The organism is Paraburkholderia sp. 32 (assembly GCF_050435345.1).
Classification (GTDB): Bacteria; Pseudomonadota; Gammaproteobacteria; order Burkholderiales; family Burkholderiaceae; genus Paraburkholderia; species Paraburkholderia tuberum.
The window spans coordinates 2,425,822-2,443,774 of record NZ_JBNDKD010000001.1 but is presented as its reverse complement, the minus strand read 5'-3'; the positions used below and the strand labels follow the sequence as shown (position 1 = coordinate 2,443,774).

General features: G+C 65.3%; 12 protein-coding genes and 1 pseudogene. 3 read left to right on the top strand and 10 right to left on the bottom strand.

Features of this window, described 5'->3' with window-relative positions; all coding sequences use genetic code 11:
• Positions 1–277: 277 nt before the first annotated feature.
• Positions 278–2,935, top strand: a complete 2,658-nt coding sequence (locus OKW26_RS11420; RefSeq protein ID WP_429353660.1) for a mechanosensitive ion channel domain-containing protein — start codon at positions 278–280, stop codon at positions 2,933–2,935.
• Positions 2,936–2,981: 46 nt separating this feature from the next.
• Here the strand turns inward: OKW26_RS11420 and OKW26_RS11415 are convergent, their stop codons facing one another.
• The 7 genes and pseudogenes from OKW26_RS11415 to OKW26_RS11385 form a co-directional block, all read right to left on the bottom strand.
• Positions 2,982–5,243, bottom strand: a complete 2,262-nt coding sequence (locus OKW26_RS11415) for an ATP-dependent DNA helicase (RefSeq protein WP_429353659.1) — start codon at positions 5,241–5,243, stop codon at positions 2,982–2,984.
• Complete coding sequence (locus tag OKW26_RS11410) at positions 5,240–7,009, bottom strand: VRR-NUC domain-containing protein (RefSeq protein ID WP_429353658.1); 1,770 nt, start codon at positions 7,007–7,009, stop codon at positions 5,240–5,242. Before OKW26_RS11410 ends, OKW26_RS11415 begins: the two co-directional genes overlap by 4 nt.
• A 69-nt stretch (positions 7,010–7,078) precedes the next feature.
• Positions 7,079–7,663, bottom strand: coding sequence for a LutC/YkgG family protein (locus OKW26_RS11405; protein WP_429353657.1), 585 nt, complete (start codon positions 7,661–7,663; stop codon positions 7,079–7,081).
• Complete coding sequence (locus OKW26_RS11400) at positions 7,650–9,053, bottom strand: lactate utilization protein B (RefSeq protein WP_429353656.1); 1,404 nt, start codon at positions 9,051–9,053, stop codon at positions 7,650–7,652. The genes OKW26_RS11405 and OKW26_RS11400 overlap by 14 nt, the downstream gene beginning before the upstream one ends.
• Positions 9,050–9,793 carry a (Fe-S)-binding protein gene (locus tag OKW26_RS11395; RefSeq protein WP_184047202.1) on the bottom strand — a complete coding sequence of 248 codons (744 nt, stop codon included), beginning with the start codon at positions 9,791–9,793 and terminating at the stop codon, positions 9,050–9,052. The genes OKW26_RS11400 and OKW26_RS11395 overlap by 4 nt, the downstream gene beginning before the upstream one ends.
• A 41-nt stretch (positions 9,794–9,834) precedes the next feature.
• Positions 9,835–10,326, bottom strand: a pseudogene (locus tag OKW26_RS11390) (FadR/GntR family transcriptional regulator); the annotation flags it as partial.
• Positions 10,327–10,419: 93 nt separating this feature from the next.
• Positions 10,420–12,234 carry a S10 family peptidase gene (locus OKW26_RS11385; protein ID WP_429353655.1) on the bottom strand — a complete coding sequence of 605 codons (1,815 nt, stop codon included), beginning with the start codon at positions 12,232–12,234 and terminating at the stop codon, positions 10,420–10,422.
• Positions 12,235–12,449: 215 nt separating this feature from the next.
• On the opposite strand from OKW26_RS11385, the gene OKW26_RS11380 reads away from it, so the two are divergent.
• Positions 12,450–13,439 carry a ferritin-like domain-containing protein gene (locus OKW26_RS11380; RefSeq protein WP_429353654.1) on the top strand — a complete coding sequence of 330 codons (990 nt, stop codon included), beginning with the start codon at positions 12,450–12,452 and terminating at the stop codon, positions 13,437–13,439.
• Between the two features lie 68 nt (positions 13,440–13,507).
• Here the strand turns inward: OKW26_RS11380 and OKW26_RS11375 are convergent, their stop codons facing one another.
• Together OKW26_RS11375 and OKW26_RS11370 are read right to left on the bottom strand one after the other, a co-directional pair.
• Positions 13,508–14,701: a pyridoxal phosphate-dependent aminotransferase gene (locus tag OKW26_RS11375; RefSeq protein ID WP_429353653.1), complete on the bottom strand. Its 1,194-nt coding sequence runs from the start codon at positions 14,699–14,701 to the stop codon at positions 13,508–13,510.
• Positions 14,702–14,918: 217 nt separating this feature from the next.
• On the bottom strand, positions 14,919–16,406 hold the full coding sequence (locus OKW26_RS11370; RefSeq protein ID WP_429353652.1) for an RNA polymerase factor sigma-54: 1,488 nt from the start codon (positions 16,404–16,406) through the stop codon (positions 14,919–14,921).
• 509 nt (positions 16,407–16,915) lie between these two features.
• On the opposite strand from OKW26_RS11370, the gene OKW26_RS11365 reads away from it, so the two are divergent.
• Positions 16,916–17,254, top strand: coding sequence for a BON domain-containing protein (locus tag OKW26_RS11365; protein ID WP_429353651.1), 339 nt, complete (start codon positions 16,916–16,918; stop codon positions 17,252–17,254).
• A gap of 94 nt (positions 17,255–17,348) precedes the next feature.
• Here OKW26_RS11365 and OKW26_RS11360 read toward each other — a convergent pair whose 3' ends face one another.
• Positions 17,349–17,801, bottom strand: coding sequence for a PA2169 family four-helix-bundle protein (locus tag OKW26_RS11360; RefSeq protein ID WP_187613572.1), 453 nt, complete (start codon positions 17,799–17,801; stop codon positions 17,349–17,351).
• Between the last annotated feature and the right edge of the window lie 152 nt (positions 17,802–17,953).

Genomic DNA, 17,953 nt, shown 5'->3' with positions numbered 1-17,953 from the left:
CGGCAAGCGGCCTCCTACCTCCTGCGCCGCCCCGCCCACGGGGCTTTCCGGGCAAGCTTTCTGCTGCCTTCGACAGGCCTGCCGGCCATCATCGGCTATCCTGTCGGGTCAACGCCCCGCCCGACGGGCGCCGCTCTCGCGGCGCTTTCGCCCGTCCGGCGGGCCTGCGCCGCAGGAACTTCAGCGCCCCGCCCCGTGTCGGTCCCGGGTCACCCCGCTGAGACAGCCCATGTTCCGGCACAATCGTCCGCACTTGCTTCATCCCGCTTTACACCCTATGCAAAAATTTCTGCGTATCTATTTTTTCATTTTTCTGCTCGCAGGCGCGGCGCCCGTCTTCGCCGCCGCGCCTGAGCCTGCCCATCCCACGCCCGCGACACCCGCTTCCGCCGCCGTCACGCTGACACCTCAGCAGGCCCGCGACGCGCTCGCTGTCCTGAACGACCCCAAACGCCGCGCGCAAGTCGCCGATACGCTGCAAGCGATCGCCGCGGCCGGCGCGTTGAGCGCGCCGCCCGCATCCGCGCCGGCGGCGGCGTCGGCGCCGGCCGCCGCAAGCGGCGCAGCCGCGCTCGTGCCGGACGCGTTCAAATCCAATGGCCTCGCCTCGCAACTCGCGCGCGAGGGCGCGCATTACGCCGGCCATCTCGCGACCTCGCTGCGCGGCTCGATCGCCGCGCTGCTCGACGTCGCGTCGGTGCGCGCATGGTGGAACTGGCAGTTCGCCAATCCGCACGCGCGCGCGGTGCTGTTCGAGGTGCTGTGGTCGCTGCTGGCCGCGCTGATCCCCGCTCTGGTGCTCGAATGGCTGACGCGGCGGCTGCTGCGGCGCGTCTATCGGGTGATCGCCGCGCGCCGCGAAGCCGCGCTGCAGGATGACAACGACAACTCACCGCCGCCCGCGCACGCCGCCGGCGCCGCGCCGGCCGGTCATCCGCCGACCAGCACGCCGCCGCTGCCCCCGCTGTCATCAGCGCTGTCAGTGCTCGAAGCGGAGGCGCAAGCCGTCACGACTGGCCCGGCCGCGCCGTACGCGACGCCATCCGCCAAAGGCCGCGCCATCGAAGCCGAAGGCAAGCGCAACGCGACGCACCACTGGACGCTGCTGCAACGTCTGCCGCGCGCGTTGCTGATCACGCTGGTGCGGCTCGTGCCGATCGCGGTGTTCCTCGGCGCGGCGAGCGCGCTGATGTCGATCTTCACCGGCAACGGCACGCCGCAGGATCGCGCGCTCGATTCTCTGATCGACGTCTATGTGGTGTGCCGCTGCGTCGTGATCGTCGGCGCATTCTTCCTGCAGCCGAGCGCACCGCGTCTGCGGCTGCTGCGCATGGGCGATGCGTGGGCCGCGTTCGTGCTCGGCTGGATCGTGCGAATCGTCAGCGTGGTCGGCGCAGGCGTCGCGCTAGCCGAAGTCGCGCAGGCGCTTGGCATGAACGACGCCGCGCATCTCGCGCTGCTGAAAGTGGTCGCACTCGCCGGTCACGTGATGATCTCGATCCTCGTGCTGCACTGCGCGAAACCGGTCGCCAACAGGATCCGCAATCGCTTCGCCGCTCACGAGTCGTTGGAGATGTTCGGCAACGCGTTCGCGGACGCGTGGGCCGTGGTGACCGTGGTCATCGTGATGGGCCTGTGGTTCGTGTGGGCTTTCGACGTACGGAACGGCTATCACGCGCTCGTGAATATCGGCGGCATGACGCTCGCGATACTGATCGGCGCGCGGCTCGTGTCGATCGTGATCTTCGGCGCGCTCGCGCGCATCTTCAATGTGCAGGACGATGCGTCACACTCGCTCGTGCATCAGCACGCCTACCGATACTATCCGGCGCTGCGGCGCGTGATCGGCTGGATCATCGGCAGCGTCACCGCGCTGGTGCTGTTGCAGGCGTGGGGCGTCGACGTCGTCGATCTGTTCCGCAGCGGCACGATCGGCCACCGGCTCGCCTCGGCGCTCGCGACGATCGCCGTCGCCGCGATCATCGCGCTGGTGGTGTGGGAGATCGTCAACGTGTCGGCCGAACGTCGCCTCGATAACTGGACGAGCAGCGGCGATCTGGTGCGCGCCGCGCGTCTGCGCACCTTGATGCCGATGCTGCGCACCGCGCTGTTCTGCGTGATCGCGCTCGTCGTCGCGCTGACCGGCCTGAGCCAACTCGGCGTGAACATCGGCCCGCTGCTCGCGGGCGCGAGCATCTTCGGCGTCGCGCTCGGCTTCGGCTCGCAGAAGCTCGTGCAGGACTTCATCACCGGCATCTTTCTGCTGATGGAAAATGCGATGCAGGTCGGCGACTGGGTCACGCTCGCGGGCGTGTCGGGCACCGTCGAATATCTGTCGATTCGCACCGTGCGGCTGCGCGGCGGGGACGGCTCGCTGTTTACGGTGCCGTTCAGTTCGGTGTCGACCGTGAACAACACGAATCGCGGCATCGGCAACGCGGCGGTGCGCGTGAATATCGTGTTCGGCCAGGACGTCGAGCGCGCGATCGAGACGCTGAAGGAAATCGGCGCATCGCTGCGCACGGACGACAACTTCAAGGACGGCATCCTGGCGGACTTCTCGTTCTGGGGCGTCGATGCGGTCGACGGTTCGGCGATCACGCTGGCCGGCCAGATGCAATGCCGCGATACGTCGCGCTGGGGCGTGCAACGCGAATTCAACCGACGCATCCTCGAACGCTTCAGCGAACTCGGCATCGAGATCGCGAATCCGCAGCGTCATCTGCTCACGTGGGACCCGGCGAGCAAGGCCAGGTTCGATACGGGCCTGCCGCGCGAACGCCATGGCGACCGGCCGGACGGCGACGCCGCGGGGGACGGCCACGCTCCGCACAAGGGCGACGCGCCGCTCGACGACCAGATCCCGGTTGATCCGAGCCCGGCCGGCGGCCCTGGTACGCCCGGCAATCCGGGCTCGACCTCGCCGCACGCGTGACGCGTCGCGCGTCGCGCGCGTAAAAAGGTTCGCTAGCGGCGCGGCGCTAGCGAACCTGCCACCAGCGCGGCAACAGGCGCCGCACTTCCGGCCTGCGAAAGCGGTCGTCGATCAGATGCACGACGCCGCGGTCCTCTTCGGTGCGGATCACGCGCCCCGCCGCCTGCACGACTTTCTGCAAACCCGGATACAGGTACATGTAGTCGTAGCCATTGCCGAAGCGCGCATCGAGCGCGCGGCGCATCTGCTCGTTGACGTCGTTGATCTGCGGCAGACCGAGCGTCGCGACGAACGCGCCGATCAGTTGCTGCCCGGTCAGATCGACACCCTCCGAAAACGCGCCGCCGAGCACCGCGAAGCCGATGCCCTGATTCATCGTCCTGAAGCGCGCGAGAAACGCATCGCGCGCGGCTTCGTCCATGCCGGGTTCCTGCGCCCACACCGGCAAGCCGGGATGCCGCTCGCGCAGCAGCGCGACCACGCGTTGCAGATAGTCGAAACTGCTCAGGAACCCGAGATAATTGCCGGGCTGCATGTCGTACTGCTTCGCGATCAGCTCCACGATCGGCGCGAGCGAGCGTTCGCGGTCACGCCAGCGCGTCGACACATGAGCGGCCACGTGCACCTGCAACTGCTCCGCGCGAAACGGTCCCTCGACGTCGAGCCATTGCGTGTCCTCGGCTAGCCCAAGTGTGTCGCGATAGAAATGCTGCGGATTCAGCGTGCCGGAGAACATCACCGTGGTACGCGCGGCCGCATAGCGTGGCGCGAGGAACGGCGCGGGGATCACGTTGCGCACGCAGAGCGTCGCACTGGTTTTGTCGCGCGGCGCGTAGCGGTCGGCGCTCAATGTCACGTCGAACATCGAGTGCTCACCGAACTGCTCGGCGAGCGCCACGAAGTGCATCGCGTCGAAGAAAACGCGCAGCGCATGTTCGTCGATCGACAACGGCGCGTCGGCGAGTTGATCCGTTACCGCGCCGATCAGATTCTGCGCGGCGGACAGCAATTTGCCTGGCACCTCCGCGTACACCTGATAGCTGGACGTCTGCGTGCGCTTCACCGCATTCCACTCGCGCTGCAAGCGTTCGAGCGGCTTCTTCAGCGCCGCCGGCGCGCTCTTGCGCGCGAGCCGGAACGCGCTTTGATCTAGCGACGCGGTATACATGCGCCGCGCGCGTTCGAGCAGATTGTGCGCTTCGTCGACCAGCACGCCGGCGCGCCACTGGTTGACCTGCGTGAGCGCATGCAGCATCGCGCTCCCGTCGTAGTAGTAGTTGTAATCGCCGACGATCACATCGGCCCAGCGCGCGAGCTCCTGCGACAGATAGTACGGACAGATATTCTGCGTGAGCGCAGCCTCGCGCACCGCCGCGCGATCGAGCCGTGGCGTCGCCAACGCGGCGGCGCGCGCCGCATCGAGACGGTCGTAAAAGCCGCGCGCGAGCGGACAGGACTCGCCGTTGCAGGCTTTGTCCGGATGCTCGCAGGCTTTGTCGCGCGCGACGAGTTCGAGCGTTCTGAGCGGCAACGGCGCGCTCCGGTGCAGCGAGTCGATCGCATCGAACGCGAGCGCGCGGCCCGGCGTCTTCGCGGTCAGAAAGAACACGCGATCGAGCCGGTCTTCGCCGCAGGCTTTCAGCAACGGAAAAATCGTCGCCAGCGTCTTACCGATACCGGTCGGCGCCTGCGCCATCAACGGCTTGCCGTCGCGTGCCGCGCGATACACGGCCACCGCGAGCTCGCGCTGCCCGCGCCGAAACCGCCCATACGGAAACTGCAACGCGACGAGCGCCGCGTTGCGCGCGACGCGATGCGCGTCTTCCTGCACGGCCCAATCGAGAAATCGTTCACACTGGTCGACGAAGAAGATTTCGAGTTCGCGCGCGCTGTGCTGCTGCGTCAGCACGGTTTCCTTCTGACTGCCGATATCGAAGTACACGAGCGCGATCGTCAGCTCGCCGAGCCCGCGCGCCCGGCACAGCAGATGCCCATACACGAGTGCCTGCGCCCAATGCAGCACGCGATGATTCGCGGGCATACGCGCGAGATCGCCGCGATACGTCTTCACTTCTTCGAGCCGGTTCGCGATTCCGTCGTAGCCGTCCGCGCGGCCACGCACGGTCAGACTGCGATGCGAGCCCGTCAGCGTGAGTTCGGTTTCGTAGCCGCTCGCGCGACGGCCGGCGACCATCTGATGACCCGCGATGCCTTCGAGCGAAGTCGGCGCGGGCGTGAAGCGCAGATCGAGATCGCCGCGCCGAGCGGTGAATTCGCACATCGCGCGGACGGCCACCACGTAGCTCATACGACGCGCTCCGCTGCGGCTTGCGTCGCGGCGTCCGCTTCGCTCTGCGCCTCTTGCCCGGCCCAGCGCACGTCGAGGACGCGCACCGGCATGCCGTGCTGCGCGCAGTACGCGAGCCAGCGGATCTGGTTGTCCTGCAGACGATCGCCGGGGCCTTTCACCTCGATCAGTTCATAGCGACGCTCGGCCGGCCAGAACCGGATCAGGTCGGGCAAGCCCGAACGATTGCCGCGAATGTCGCGCAGCAAGCGCTCGAAGCACAGCTTCAGATGCGCGGCGGGCAGACAGTCGAGCGCGAGCGCGATCAGCTCGGGCGTCAGCAGTCCCCAGAACACGAACGGCGACTGCATGCCGGCCTTGTCGTGCAGATGCCGCAGAATCGTGTCGCGATAGACGCCGCTATCGAGCTGCGCGAAGCACGCGGCGAACTGCGTGGCGCGACGCGCGTGAAAGTCCGGCGCGTGCAGATCGGCCGGTCCGCGTTGGAACGGATGAAAAAACGCGCCGGGCAACGCCGTGAACACCGGCTCCCAGCACAGCAGGCCGAACAGCGAATTGATCAGCGCGTTCTCGACGTAGTGCACCGGCGCGGCGTCGCTGTTCAAATGATCGCGCACAAGGTACTCGACGGCCACCGGCGTATCAGGCTTCGGCAGCACCAGCGTGCCGCGCTCCACAGGCCTCGCCGCTGCTGCGCGCGGCACCGGCTCGCCGCACTTGCGCCGCAAGCGCGGCAACATCCGGGCGACGCGCTGCGCCTCTTCTTCGCTCTCAGGCGCGGCATCGGCCTGCGAGGCCAGCGCCAGCGCTTCGCCGTGACGCTCGCTGCGCTCGAGCACGCGCATGCGTCGAAGACGCGCGCCGGGCCAAGCGCACGCGTCGTACACCGCGAGCGCGGTGTCCCACTGCCCGCGCCGCTCGCAATCCTGGCCGATCCGGAACAGTAGTTTCGCGCGACGCATTTCGAGCCACGGATTCGCGGTGCCGATCGAGCGGACGGTCGCGATCAGTTCGTGAAGGGTGGGGGTGCCGGTGCCGACCGGTAGCCATTCGAGCGCTTCGCGGCACGCGTGCAGCGCGAGATAAACGTCGACGTCCGCGCGTTGCTGGAACGCGCGCGACCAAGGCCCGAACGCGACCTTCTCGTACTGGAACACGCCAAGATCGGCGAGCACGAACTCCGACCAGTCCTGATGCAGATTGCCGAAGAACATCAGGCGCAAGCGATCGCACAACGGCGCGATCGCGACGTGCAGCACGCGGTCCGTAGAAGCGTCGTGCCAGGCGGCGAGCGGACGTGATGTGCACGCTTGCGCGTCGCCGCTTGCGGTTTCGTAAAACTCGCGCAGCGTTTCGAGCAGATCCGGTTTGCGCAAAGCCTTTGCGCCGGGAATCCGCGCGATCGCGTCCGCGAAGATGTCCAGCAATTGCGCACGCGTGCTGAGCGCAAACAGGTCGTCGAGAGACAGGGCCGGCTCGGTGTCGATCCAGCGATGCACCGTCATCGGCATCGCCGCCTGCAACGGACAGCCGATTTCGTCGTAAGCCAGGCGGCTCGCGCGGAACAGCATGCCTTTGCGCATCAGCATGCGCACCAGCAGCGCCCGCGATGCCTGCGGCAACGTCGCGAAAGTTTCCAGAAAAGCGTGCTCTTCGTCGTCGAGCAGATCGTCGTAACGCGCGGCGAGCCACGCAAGCGCGCGCTCGAAATTCAGCAGGTAGTAAGGGGCTTCAGAGCGGATCTCTGAGCGAGCATCGGTTGCCACGGACTTTGTGCGGGACCTGTATGTTTATACAGTGATGATAGCAAAGTCCGGCGCTGCGACCGCCGCGCATCAGCCCGCGAGCCACACGACCGTCAGCGAGCGCACGCCCTGCGCGCCGCGAATCAGTACGCCCTCGATATCGGCGGTGGCCGAAGGGCCGGTAACGAGCGCCGCGTAACGCGCCCTGCGGAAATCGTCGCGACGATAGACGTCTTGCAGTCCATCGAGCAAGTGCGCCGGATCGAGCAGCACGACCAGATGCTGGACGATGTAGCCCAATGCATTGACCACATATTCGCGCTCGCTGAACCACACCGAGCCGGTTTCGGCGACGCCAAAGCGCGCACGGACCAAACCGACGTCGACGTCCTGCAGCGATGCGGGGTCCGTATCCGCGCCGACCACGCGCGCGCCCGGCACTTCGGCGCTCGCCGATGCGATCGATGCCGCCGCGCCAAAACGCTCGCGAATCAGATCGCTGACGTCGCTCACGCTGGCCGCTTCGACGCACGTGCCGCCCATCGTTTGCAACGCCGCCGTGAAGCGCGCCCGCAGATCGCCGCCAACCGCTTCGAACAGCGGCACGTCGGGACGCGGCCGCGCGGCCGGTTGCGCGGCGCGCACCTTGGCGAGAAAAGCCTCACGCGTTGTCATCGCCGCCTCCGCGATTCTTTTTGTACCAGGCATGAAAGGTCATCTTCGGCGCCTCCGGCAATTCGCGCTGCCGGCCCCAGATATTCAGAGGGTTGTACAGCACGAAATTCGGCAGCCGCCGCAACGCGCTGCCCATCGACGACACCGTCGCGCGATACAAGGTCGGACTCGATAGCAGACGTCCCGCCATCTTCAGGACTTCCTGCTTCACGAACGGCACTTCGTGCTGCTCCGCGATCACCGCGCGCCACTTATAGATCTGCTCGTGAATGTTGATCTTCACCGGACACACATTCGTGCAACTGCCATTGAGTGTCGATGCGAACGGCAACGCGCTATAGCGTTTCAGATCGAACGTCGGATTGATGATCGCGCCGATCGGCCCCGAATAGGTGCCGCCATACGACAGGCCGCCGCTGCGCCGATAGACCGGACACGTATTCATGCACGCGCCGCAGCGTATGCATTTGAGCGAGTACCAGAAGTCCTCCATCGCGAGCCGTTCGGAGCGGCCATGATCGACGAGGATGAAATGCATCTCGGTGCCCGGCCGCGGCGCACGAAAATGCGACGTGTACTGCGTGATCGGCGAACCCAATGCGCTGCGCGACAGCATGCGCACGAACACGCCGAGATCCGACACCTTCGGTATCAGCTTCTCGATTCCGATCGATGCGATATGCAGCGGCGGCACGTTCGCCGAAAGATCGGCATTGCCTTCGTTCGTGCAGACGACGACCGTGCCCGTTTCCGCCACCGCGAAATTGCAGCCGGTCATGCCAGCCGTTTTCTGGCGCACGAAATACGGCCGCGTATTCATGCGCTGACTCTCGGCCAGATAGTGGATATCGCTATTCTTCGGATCGGTGCCGATGGTCCGGCCGAACAGCTCGGCCACGTCCGCGCGCAGCTTGTGCACGGCCGGCACGACCATATGACTCGGGTCCTGATGATCGAGCTGCTGGATGCGCTCGCCGAGGTCCGTTTCCATCACGGTAATGCCGCGCGGTTCGAGATACTCGCGCATCCGGCATTCGTCGGTCAGCATCGACTTGCTCTTCACGAGCGTCGTCATGCCGCGCTCGGACATCAGCTTGTGGACGATCGCGTTGTGCTCTTCCGCGCTCGCTGCCCAATGCACGACCACGCCATTGGCCTCGGCCGCCGCCGCGAACTGCTCCAGGTAGTCGGCCAGATGCGACAGCGTGTGTTCCTTGATGCCCGACGCCAGCGAGCGCAACGTTTCCCATTCGGCAATGCCGTGCGCCTGCGCGTCGCGCTTCTCGCGCAGGTCCCACAGACGCTTGTCGTGAAACGCGACATGCTCGGTCTTGCTGATGAAAGAACCCGCGGCTTTGGCGTGATCGATGCGGTGATGGTCGCCGCTCATGCGCGTGCTCCATTGAGAACCTGCGCGATATGAATGAAGCGCGCGTCGGCTTTCATGCGTTCCGCGCAACCCTGCTGGTGCATCAGGCACGACATGTCGCCCGAAACGATGTACTCGGCGCCCGCATTCAGATGGTCGCGCACCTTGTCCTGCCCCATGCGCACCGACACCGCCTCTTCGGTGACCGAGAACGTGCCGCCAAAACCGCAACATTCGTCGGGCCTCGCCGGCTTGACGAACTCGATTCCCTTCACGCCTTCGAGCAACGCGCGCGGCTTCGAAAACGGCGTGCCGGCGATTTCCGACGCCGACGCCTGCTTCAGATGACGCAGCGCGCTGCAACTGGTGTGTAGACCGACACGATGCGGAAATTCGGCCCAAGGAAATTCGCGCGCGCCGATCACGTCGTGCAGAAACTCGACCAGTTCGTAAGCGCCTGCGCGTACTTTCTTCACTTCGTCGGTCTGCTCGAGCGCGCTCAGATGTTCGCGCACGTGATGAATGCAACTCGCGGACGGCCCGACGATGTAGTCGTAACCCGCGAAGTTGCGCGCGAATAGTCGCTCCGTGGCGGCGGCGTCCGCATGCGCGCCACTATTGGCCATCGGCTGGCCGCAGCAGGTCTGCTGCTGCGGATAGTCGACCTCGATGCCGAAACGTTCGAGCAGTTCGAGCGTCGCGATACCGACCTCCGGATAGAACGCGTCGATAAAGCACGGGATAAACAGCGCGACTTTCATAGGCTCTTCAGGAAAAGCGGCGGGAACGATGTCTGTTGACCGGTGTGGTCGGCGATCGCGAGATGAAACGCGGCATCGAGTTCGGCGAGATTCGCGCGATCGCGCGAGAGCGACGCGGCCTTCAACGCCTCGAACGCCGCGCGGATTTTCTTCAGATCGGTGGCGGTTGCGCGCTGCGCGGCATAGACCGACGAAATCGCTTCGAGCCCCTGGCGCAACTCCAGAATGTCGGCACTGGTGCGCGGATTCTGCAGCAACAGTTCGGCAAGCGGCTTCGAGATGATGGGCGCGGTCACGTCGACCACAGTGAAACCGCCGCGCCCCGACGTTTCGATGTAACCGTCCGCCTCCAGTCGGATCAGCGCCTCGCGCAGCGATGGTCGCGACACGCCGAGCTGCGCCGCGAGATCGCGCTCGGCCGGCAGACGGTCGCCGGGCATCAGCGTGCCCTCCGAGATCAGTTGCTTGATCTGGTCGGACACCACGTCGGAAATGCGCTTGCGCGCGAAGGACGGAATCGGGGTGAATGGCATAAGCGGCGAACGATGAAGCCGGTTGACAGAGCGCGCGGCTACTTCACGGTGCGGGAATTATACCGTTCGACACCATGCGACGATTCGCCGACCTCAACGCGGCTGCCCCGTATAAAAGCTCACGAGGTCACGCTTCATCGCGTGCAGCGCGGCATCGTCGAGATACACCATATGGCCGGTCGGATAGTAGGCGATGCGCACGTTCTCGCGCAGCGACCGATCGAGGCCGAGATGCGCGAGCGCATATTCGGTCGCATAGAACGGCGTGGCGAGATCGAAGTAGCCGTTCAGCGATAACACCCGCAACTGCGGATTCTGCCGCATCGCTTCGGCCAGATCGCCGCCCGCGTAGGGCAGCTCCAGCCGTTCGCCCCACCATTCGCGATGTTTCCAGTCCCATTGCTTCAACGCGTCGTCGCTGAACACCACGTAACGGTCGGTTGGCGTGTAGTGCAGGTCGTCCGACAGATGCTGATGAAGCGCCGCATCGAACGCATTCGACACGCTGCTCACCGACGCATCGAAGTCCGGATCCTCCGATGCATCGTCGTAGTTCAGGCCTTCGAAACGCGCATCGTAGCGGCCCACGCTGCGCGACTCGTTGCGCAGCAACTCGTTTCGAAAACGCGACGGATAAAGACGCAGACGGTTACGCTTCACGAACCCCACGTCCAATCCGGTGAAGTACGCGATGCGCGCGGCGATCGCGTCGCGCTGATCGTCGGGCAGCGCATCGCCCTGTTCGAGCGCCTGCGCATAAGGTCCGCGGGCGAACGCGCGTGCTTCGTCGAGAAAGGCCGGCAGGCTCGCGGGCTTCGGCGTGACCTTGTCGTGATACCACGCGATCGCCGCGAAACTCGGCAGATAACTCTCGCTCCTGAAATCGTTGCCGGGCGCGAACGCCGCGGAATTGAGCACCGACGACAGCAGGATCACGCCGTTCAGCGCGATATTGTTCTGCCCCAACTGATAAGCGAGCATCGCGGCGCGCGCGGTGCCATACGATTCGCCGAGCAGGTACTTCGGCGAATTCCAGCGCTGATTCACCGTCAGATAACGGTCGATGAATTGCGCAAACGCACGGACGTCCTGATCGACGCCCCAGAAGTCCTTGCCCGTGCCATGCCCGACCGGTCTCGACAGGCCCGCGCCGACGGCGTCGATGAACACGAGGTCGCTGGTATCGAGCAGGCTATCGGGGTTGTCGTCGAGCGTGTACGGCGCGGGCGGCGTGCTCGCGGGGCTCGCGGTGCGCACGCGTTTCGGGCCGACCGAGCCCATCATCAGGAATACGCTGCCGGCGCCTGGGCCGCCGTTGAACAGAAAGGTGATCGGACGCGTCGCAGGCGTCCTGGTCGGCACCGTGTACGCGACATAGAACACGCTCGCGTTCGGCGCGCCGGTCTTGTCGTGCAGCAACAGATTGCCCGCGCTCGCCGTGTAGTCGAGCTTGCGGCCGTTCAGGCGAAGCGAATGCGTGGTGACGCTGGCGGTTTCGGGCGGCACGGGAATCGCGGGCGTCGAGGCCCTGTCGTTGCGAGGCGTTGCCGTCGCGTCGGCCGAGTCCGGTGCATTCGATGCAGCCTGCGTGTCGCCACGCGCAGCCGTCCGCTTGCGCGGCTCGCCGTTCGGGCGCGCCGTCATCGCGTGCGGCTCGCTCGATTCGCCGACCGGCGACGCGTTCGCCTCCGGCCCCTGGCGTGGTGCGATCGGCGCGAATGCGGCGGCGTCCGTGCTTCCCCCCGTTGCCGTGCTTTCCGAAGTGCTCGACGCATCGGCCTGTTCGGCTGCCATGCACCGTTCGCCGAACGGCACCACACCAGCGACAGAAAGCGTCACCGTCAGCGCGGCGGCCGGTAATCCGGCTGTCCGCAAGCGGCGCAATGAAGAAGAGAAGCGATGGATCATGAAGTTTTCCGCGACGAGTCGAAACGCGCTGGAATCGGGCTAGCCGGGTTCGGGAGCACACCCGGCGCTCGATTCTTGACGCAAGTTTGCGCGGCGTCAACCGTCGGCGTCACCGCACGCCCAACATTACAAAGCGCTTTTTCCTCGACGTGGCGCAGACCTGCGCAGTCATGGCAGAATCGACAGCGCCTTCGTCGCCTTGTCGAGAATACCCAATGGACCAACTGGTACTGGATGCATTCGACGCTGCCGCGCTGATCCCCGGCTTTCGCGCGCCGCAACTGCCGCACGAGCAGCCCGACCCCTCGACCCTCGACGCCGCCGACCACGCGATGCGGCACTGGACTAGCACCGTCAGCGGCCCGCTGGCGCCCGGCTCCGACGTGCACCGGCAGGAAATGTGCCGCATGTTTCGCGAGACCTTCAATCCGTATCGCCCGTCCGTGCTCGCATGGCCGCAGCTCGAAGCCGCGACGCTCAAGCGCATCGTCGATCTGCCGATCTGGGACATCGCCGTGCAAACCGAAGGCAGGGCGCGGCTGCGCATGGCCGCCTACGCGGCCTCGCTCGACAGCCCGGAGCTGCGCGACGCACTTGCGCTGAACGCGTGGGAAGAGAACCGCCATAAGGAAGTGCTGTCGCGCATGGTGCATGCGTATGGCATCGCGCTCGCGAGCGAGCCGTCGTACGTCTATCCGAAAGACACGGAACGGGCTTACCTCGTGACCGGCTATAGCGAATGTATCGACAGCTTCTTCGCGTTCGGCCTGTTCGAGGTGGCGCGGCGCTCGGGCCTGTTCCCGCCGGCACTGACCGAGACATTCGAGCCGGTGATGCAGGAAGAGTGCCGCCATATTCTGCTGTTCGCGAACTGGGTCGCCTGGCATCGCGCGCAGCTTTCATGGTGGCAGCGCATCCGCTTCGAGCTCAAGGTGGCGGGCGTGTGGGCGTTTCTGGTGTGGGAGCGCATTGGGCTCGCACGTGCGATGGATGCTGAGGGCAACGTCCAGGAGCACGATAACAACTTCACGGTAAACGGCGCGCAGTCGGTAACGGATGTCGATATCAGCGTGCCCGAATTGATGCAACTGTGTCTTCAGGAGAATGAGCGGCGATTTGCTGGGTATGACCCACGGCTGTTGCGGCCCGAAACGATGCCTCGGCTGGTGCGCTTCGGCTTGAAATTCGTGCGCAGGAAAAAGTAAGCCGCGCCGAACGCACTGCCCAGCCACCTTCGGCTGGCCGTGGTGCCCACCGACCGGATCTTCGCAATCTACAACCCACCGCCCTCTCGGCCCCGCCCCCCTTCCACGAACCGCGCGATCCTCTCGCACGCCTCGATCAATCGATCCTCGCCCACCACCAGCCCCAACCTCACGAAGCCGTTCGCCGTCTCCCCGAACGCACTCGCGTCGAGCACGGCCACGCCTTGTGCGCGAAACAGCTGCCATGTGAACTCGGTCGTATCGAGCCCGGTCCCGCTGACGTCGACCATCATGAACATGCCCGCTTCGGGCAACAGGCACCGCAAGCCCGGCACACGATGCAAACGCTCGAACACGACGTCGCGCCGCCGCCGGTAGATCTCGCGAATATCGGCGACGATCTCCGCCCTGTTCTCCAAAGCCGTCAACGCGGCCTGCTGGATGAAACCCGGCAGGCCGTACAGCATCGCGAGCGCGAGCCGCGCCATGTGCTCGATCAGCGTCGCGGGCCCGATTGCCCAGCCGACGCGCCACCCCGCCATCGCATGCGACTTCGACAGACTGCCGAGCGTGACCGTGCGCTCCGCCATGCCGGACAGCGACGCAATGCTCACGTGATCGCGTTCGAACGTGAGTTCCGCGTACACCTCGTCGGACAGCACCCACAGGTCGTGCTCGCACGCGAGCCGCGCGATGCGCTCGAGATCGGCGCGCTGCATCACCACGCCGGTCGGGTTGCACGGCGTCGCGAAGAAAATTGCCTTCGTGCGCGGCGTGATCGCCGCTTCGAGCGCGTCGCAGTCGACGTGAAACGCGCGCGCCGGATCGACCGGCACCGCGACGAGCGTCGCACCCGCCGCGCGCACGCAAGCCTCGTAGGTCAGGTACATCGGCTCGGGAACGATCACTTCGTCGCCCGCTTCGAGCAGGCACAGCGACACCGCGAACACGCCGTTTTGCGCGCCGGCGGTCAGCACCACGTTGGTGGCGCTCACGTCGCAGCCCGTCGTGCGCGCGTGCTCGGCGGCAATCGCGGCGCGCAGCGGCTCGCGACCGGCCATCGCCGTATAGTGCGTATCGCCGGCCCGCAACGCATCGATGGCGCGCTCGACGATCGGCGCGGGCGTCGAGAACTCGGGATCGCCAACGCTCAGCACGATCACGTCTTCGCCCCTGGCAGCCGCCTGCTGCGCGACCCGATGAATTTCCCACGCCGACGTGCGCCGCCCTTGCAGTCGCTCGACCAGATTCGAATACTTCATTGCGCTCACCCGTTGTTGTGCGGTCCGTTCCGCCGATCTCTTTCCATTCGACCCGCCAATGTAAAGGCACGCCGGCGAAACGTCCAGATACGAAAAAGGGTCATGCGAGCGGATAACCTCGCATGACCCTGTGCGCAATGTACTGCTGTTTGCATGACTGCTTTGCTTCAAACCCCCGCCAGGTTTTATTTCAAACCCCCGTTAAAACTTCGGCGCGTCAAAGCTGCCGGCGCAGTTCAGCCGGCGGCACCTTCATCAGATGCCGGTATTTCGCCACCGTGCGTCGCGCGACCAGCACGCCCTGATCCGCGAGCATCTTCGCGAGCGTCACGTCCGACAGTGGATCACGCGTATTTTCCGCGGCGATCATCTCCTTGAGCAGCGCGCGCACCGCGGCGGCCGAGCAGGTTCCGCCGCTTTCGGTGCCGAGCTCGCGCGGGAAGAAATGCTTGAACTCGAAGATGCCGCGCGGCGTCGCCATATATTTGTTGCCCGTCGCGCGCGAGATCGTGGATTCGTGCAGACCCAGCTCGTCAGCCACGTCACGCAGCACCATCGGCTTCAGCGCGATCTCGCCGTACAGGAAGAACGCCTTCTGATGCGCGACGATGCATTCGGCAACCCGCTGGATCGTATCGAAGCGCTGTTGCGCGTTGCGGATCAGCCAGCGCGCCTCCTGCAGCTGCTGCGCGAGCGGCGAACGGCTCGCGCCGGCCGACTGCGCGAACAGCTGCGCATACATGCGATGGATTCGCGCCCGCGGCTGCACCGCCGGATTGATCGACACGACCCACTTGTTGCGCACCTGACGCACGATCACGTCGGGCACGACATAGTTGTCCTCGGTGCGGCCGTAGCAATTGCCGGGTTTCGGATCGAGCTTGCGCACCAACGCGCAAGCCACACGCAATTCCTCCGCGCTGCAGCCGATCTGTTTTTGCAACTCGGCCTGCTCGCGGCGCGCGAGCCTTTCCAGATGATGCTCGGCGATCTGCCGCGCGACGTCACGTCCCGGCGTATTGGCGGGTAGCGCATTGATCTGCAGCGCGAGGCATTCCGATAGCGAACGCGCGCCGAGCCCCGGACGATCGAGCGCCTGCACGAGGCGCAACGCCACCAGCAGTTCTTCCTCGGTCAGCGTGGGTTCCAGATCGACGCTATCGGCCAGGTCGGCCAGCGACTGCCGCAGATAGCCGTCGTCGTCGAGCGCCTCGATGATGAAACGGGCCACCGCGCGATCGCGGTCGTCTAGCCGGTACAGGCGCAACGCGTCATGCAACTGTTCGCGCAGCGTGGGTTGCGAGCGAGCCCAATCGGCCGGGTCGCTGCCGTCCGCATCGCCGTTCTGGCGCATCGAGTTGCGCGAACCGTAGTCGCCGGAAAAATCGGCGGGCATGTCGTCCTGGCCCGCGCTTTCGAGCGTATCGCTACCGGCGCCTTCCGCCGGCACTCCGTCCGGCTCGGCGGCGGCAAGCGTATCGACGGCGGGCGGCGCGTTGGCGTCTTCACCTTCGCCTGGCGTCGTGCCGGCGAGCGCGACGTCCTCAGCTTCGGATGAGTCGTATTCGAGGAACGGATTGGTATCGAGCGCCGTGCGCAATTCCTGCTGGAACTCGAGCGCCGACAATTGCAAGAGCCGCACCGACTGCTGAAGACGAGGCGTCAGTGCGAGAGACTGCCTTGTACGAAGTTCGATTGAAGGCATTGGAGTGATCCCGTTCGTTAATAGCCTCAGACTCAACGAGCCGAGTTCACTGACCAACGCAACGTCCGTACCAGATCGCGCAAGACGCTGTTTTGATTGCGCTTTGTTTATTCAGGCGGATGAATTGCCCTGACCGGGCGCGCCGGTTTTTACAAACGGCAGGCAATTTCCGGTCCCTTTCTTCACCTCTCCGTCGACCTCGCGCATGGCCGCGCCGCAGCCCTATTCGTCAGTCGAAACTCCGCGGTGCATGCGGCTTTCGCGAGCGACATGGATTGGCTCGCAGCCGGCAGGCACGATGGTTGCGGAGCGACGGTGTGTGGACGGACACCGCCCTTCGCAAACACCTCGATCGAGCGCGGATGCGAGTACAGCGTCCGGTGTCGAGAAACGGGCCCCTGACGGTACCGTAGCGGCGACGACCCCACGTGTCTCATCAGCGGCTTCGGCCGCGATCGGCCACCGGCCAACAAGACCGCCATTTTCATTACCACCTGATGGAGAGAACCATGAAGACGATCCAGCTTCTGAAGACCGCAGGCAGCATCGCCGTCGTCGCGTTCGCGCTGAACGCGAACGCCCAGACCAGCGCTTCGGCCCCGCCAGCGGCGTCGGAAAGCATCGGCCAGCATATCGACGATGGCACCATCACGACCAAGGTCAAGGCTGATCTGCTTGCCGCCAAGAACGTCAAATCGACGCATATCCACGTGAAGACCCGCAAGGGCGTCGTGTGGCTCACGGGTTCGGTGCCGTCGGCCGACGACAAGTCCGCCGCCGAAGATGTCGTGCAAAGCGTGAAGGGCGTAACCAGCGTGAAGAACCATCTGAAGGTCGCGGCTGACTGATATCCGCGCGATCGGGTCGCACCGATTCGACTGAACAGAACGTAACAGAGCCGGCTGGCAGAGCCGGCTCTTCCTTATTGCACTGACGCGTCGATCAATGCTTCATCGCCGCATACTGGTCGCGCAGATCGCGCACCCGGTCATGCGTTTGCAGCACGCCCTGGTACTGCCGCTCGACGATTGCCCGCACGTCCGCCGGCAAATCCTTCTCCAGCGCGTCGTGATAGCGTTTCTTCGCGACGTCCTCGCCTTTTTCGCACTCGGCAAGAATCGCATGGTCGCTGCGATTCGCTACCGCCGATTTCACGTCGACCCAGCCGCGATGCAGCGCACCGCTCATGCTGCCGCCGGTTTCGGGCTTGCCGCCCAGGGTCTGAACGGCATCCTGCAACTCACGCGCGCCGCGCGAGCAGTCCTCGGCACTCGAACGGAACAGCATCTTCAGCTGGTCGTCGTGCGCATCCTCGGCTGCCTTCATAAAGCCCTTTTCGCCATCCTTCGACGTTTCGACCAGATCATTCAATACGGAAACAACGTTGGTAGCCATTCAATACCTCCAAGGGTTTCGTTCATCGCGGAATCCGCCGCGCGGGCCTTTTTATGTGCCTCGCGATGAAGCGGTTCGACGCGCGGCGGGCTGCATTTGATAGCACGCATCACGCGTGCCCGGCACCTCGCGCGAGCCGATGCGTAGCGAAA

Excerpts from the sequence above, each read along its gene's own strand:
- OKW26_RS11420 (WP_429353660.1), top strand. The coding sequence starts at position 278 with ATGCAAAAATTTCTGCGTATCTATTTTTTCATTTTTCTGCTCGCAGGC.
- OKW26_RS11415 (WP_429353659.1), bottom strand. The coding sequence starts at position 5,243 with ATGAGCTACGTGGTGGCCGTCCGCGCGATGTGCGAATTCACCGCTCGG.
- OKW26_RS11405 (WP_429353657.1), bottom strand. The coding sequence starts at position 7,663 with ATGACAACGCGTGAGGCTTTTCTCGCCAAGGTGCGCGCCGCGCAACCG.
- OKW26_RS11400 (WP_429353656.1), bottom strand. The coding sequence starts at position 9,053 with ATGAGCGGCGACCATCACCGCATCGATCACGCCAAAGCCGCGGGTTCT.
- OKW26_RS11395 (WP_184047202.1), bottom strand. The coding sequence starts at position 9,793 with ATGAAAGTCGCGCTGTTTATCCCGTGCTTTATCGACGCGTTCTATCCG.
- OKW26_RS11385 (WP_429353655.1), bottom strand. The coding sequence starts at position 12,234 with ATGATCCATCGCTTCTCTTCTTCATTGCGCCGCTTGCGGACAGCCGGA.
- OKW26_RS11380 (WP_429353654.1), top strand. The coding sequence starts at position 12,450 with ATGGACCAACTGGTACTGGATGCATTCGACGCTGCCGCGCTGATCCCC.
- OKW26_RS11375 (WP_429353653.1), bottom strand. The coding sequence starts at position 14,701 with ATGAAGTATTCGAATCTGGTCGAGCGACTGCAAGGGCGGCGCACGTCG.
- OKW26_RS11370 (WP_429353652.1), bottom strand. The coding sequence starts at position 16,406 with ATGCCTTCAATCGAACTTCGTACAAGGCAGTCTCTCGCACTGACGCCT.
- OKW26_RS11365 (WP_429353651.1), top strand. The coding sequence starts at position 16,916 with ATGAAGACGATCCAGCTTCTGAAGACCGCAGGCAGCATCGCCGTCGTC.
- OKW26_RS11360 (WP_187613572.1), bottom strand. The coding sequence starts at position 17,801 with ATGGCTACCAACGTTGTTTCCGTATTGAATGATCTGGTCGAAACGTCG.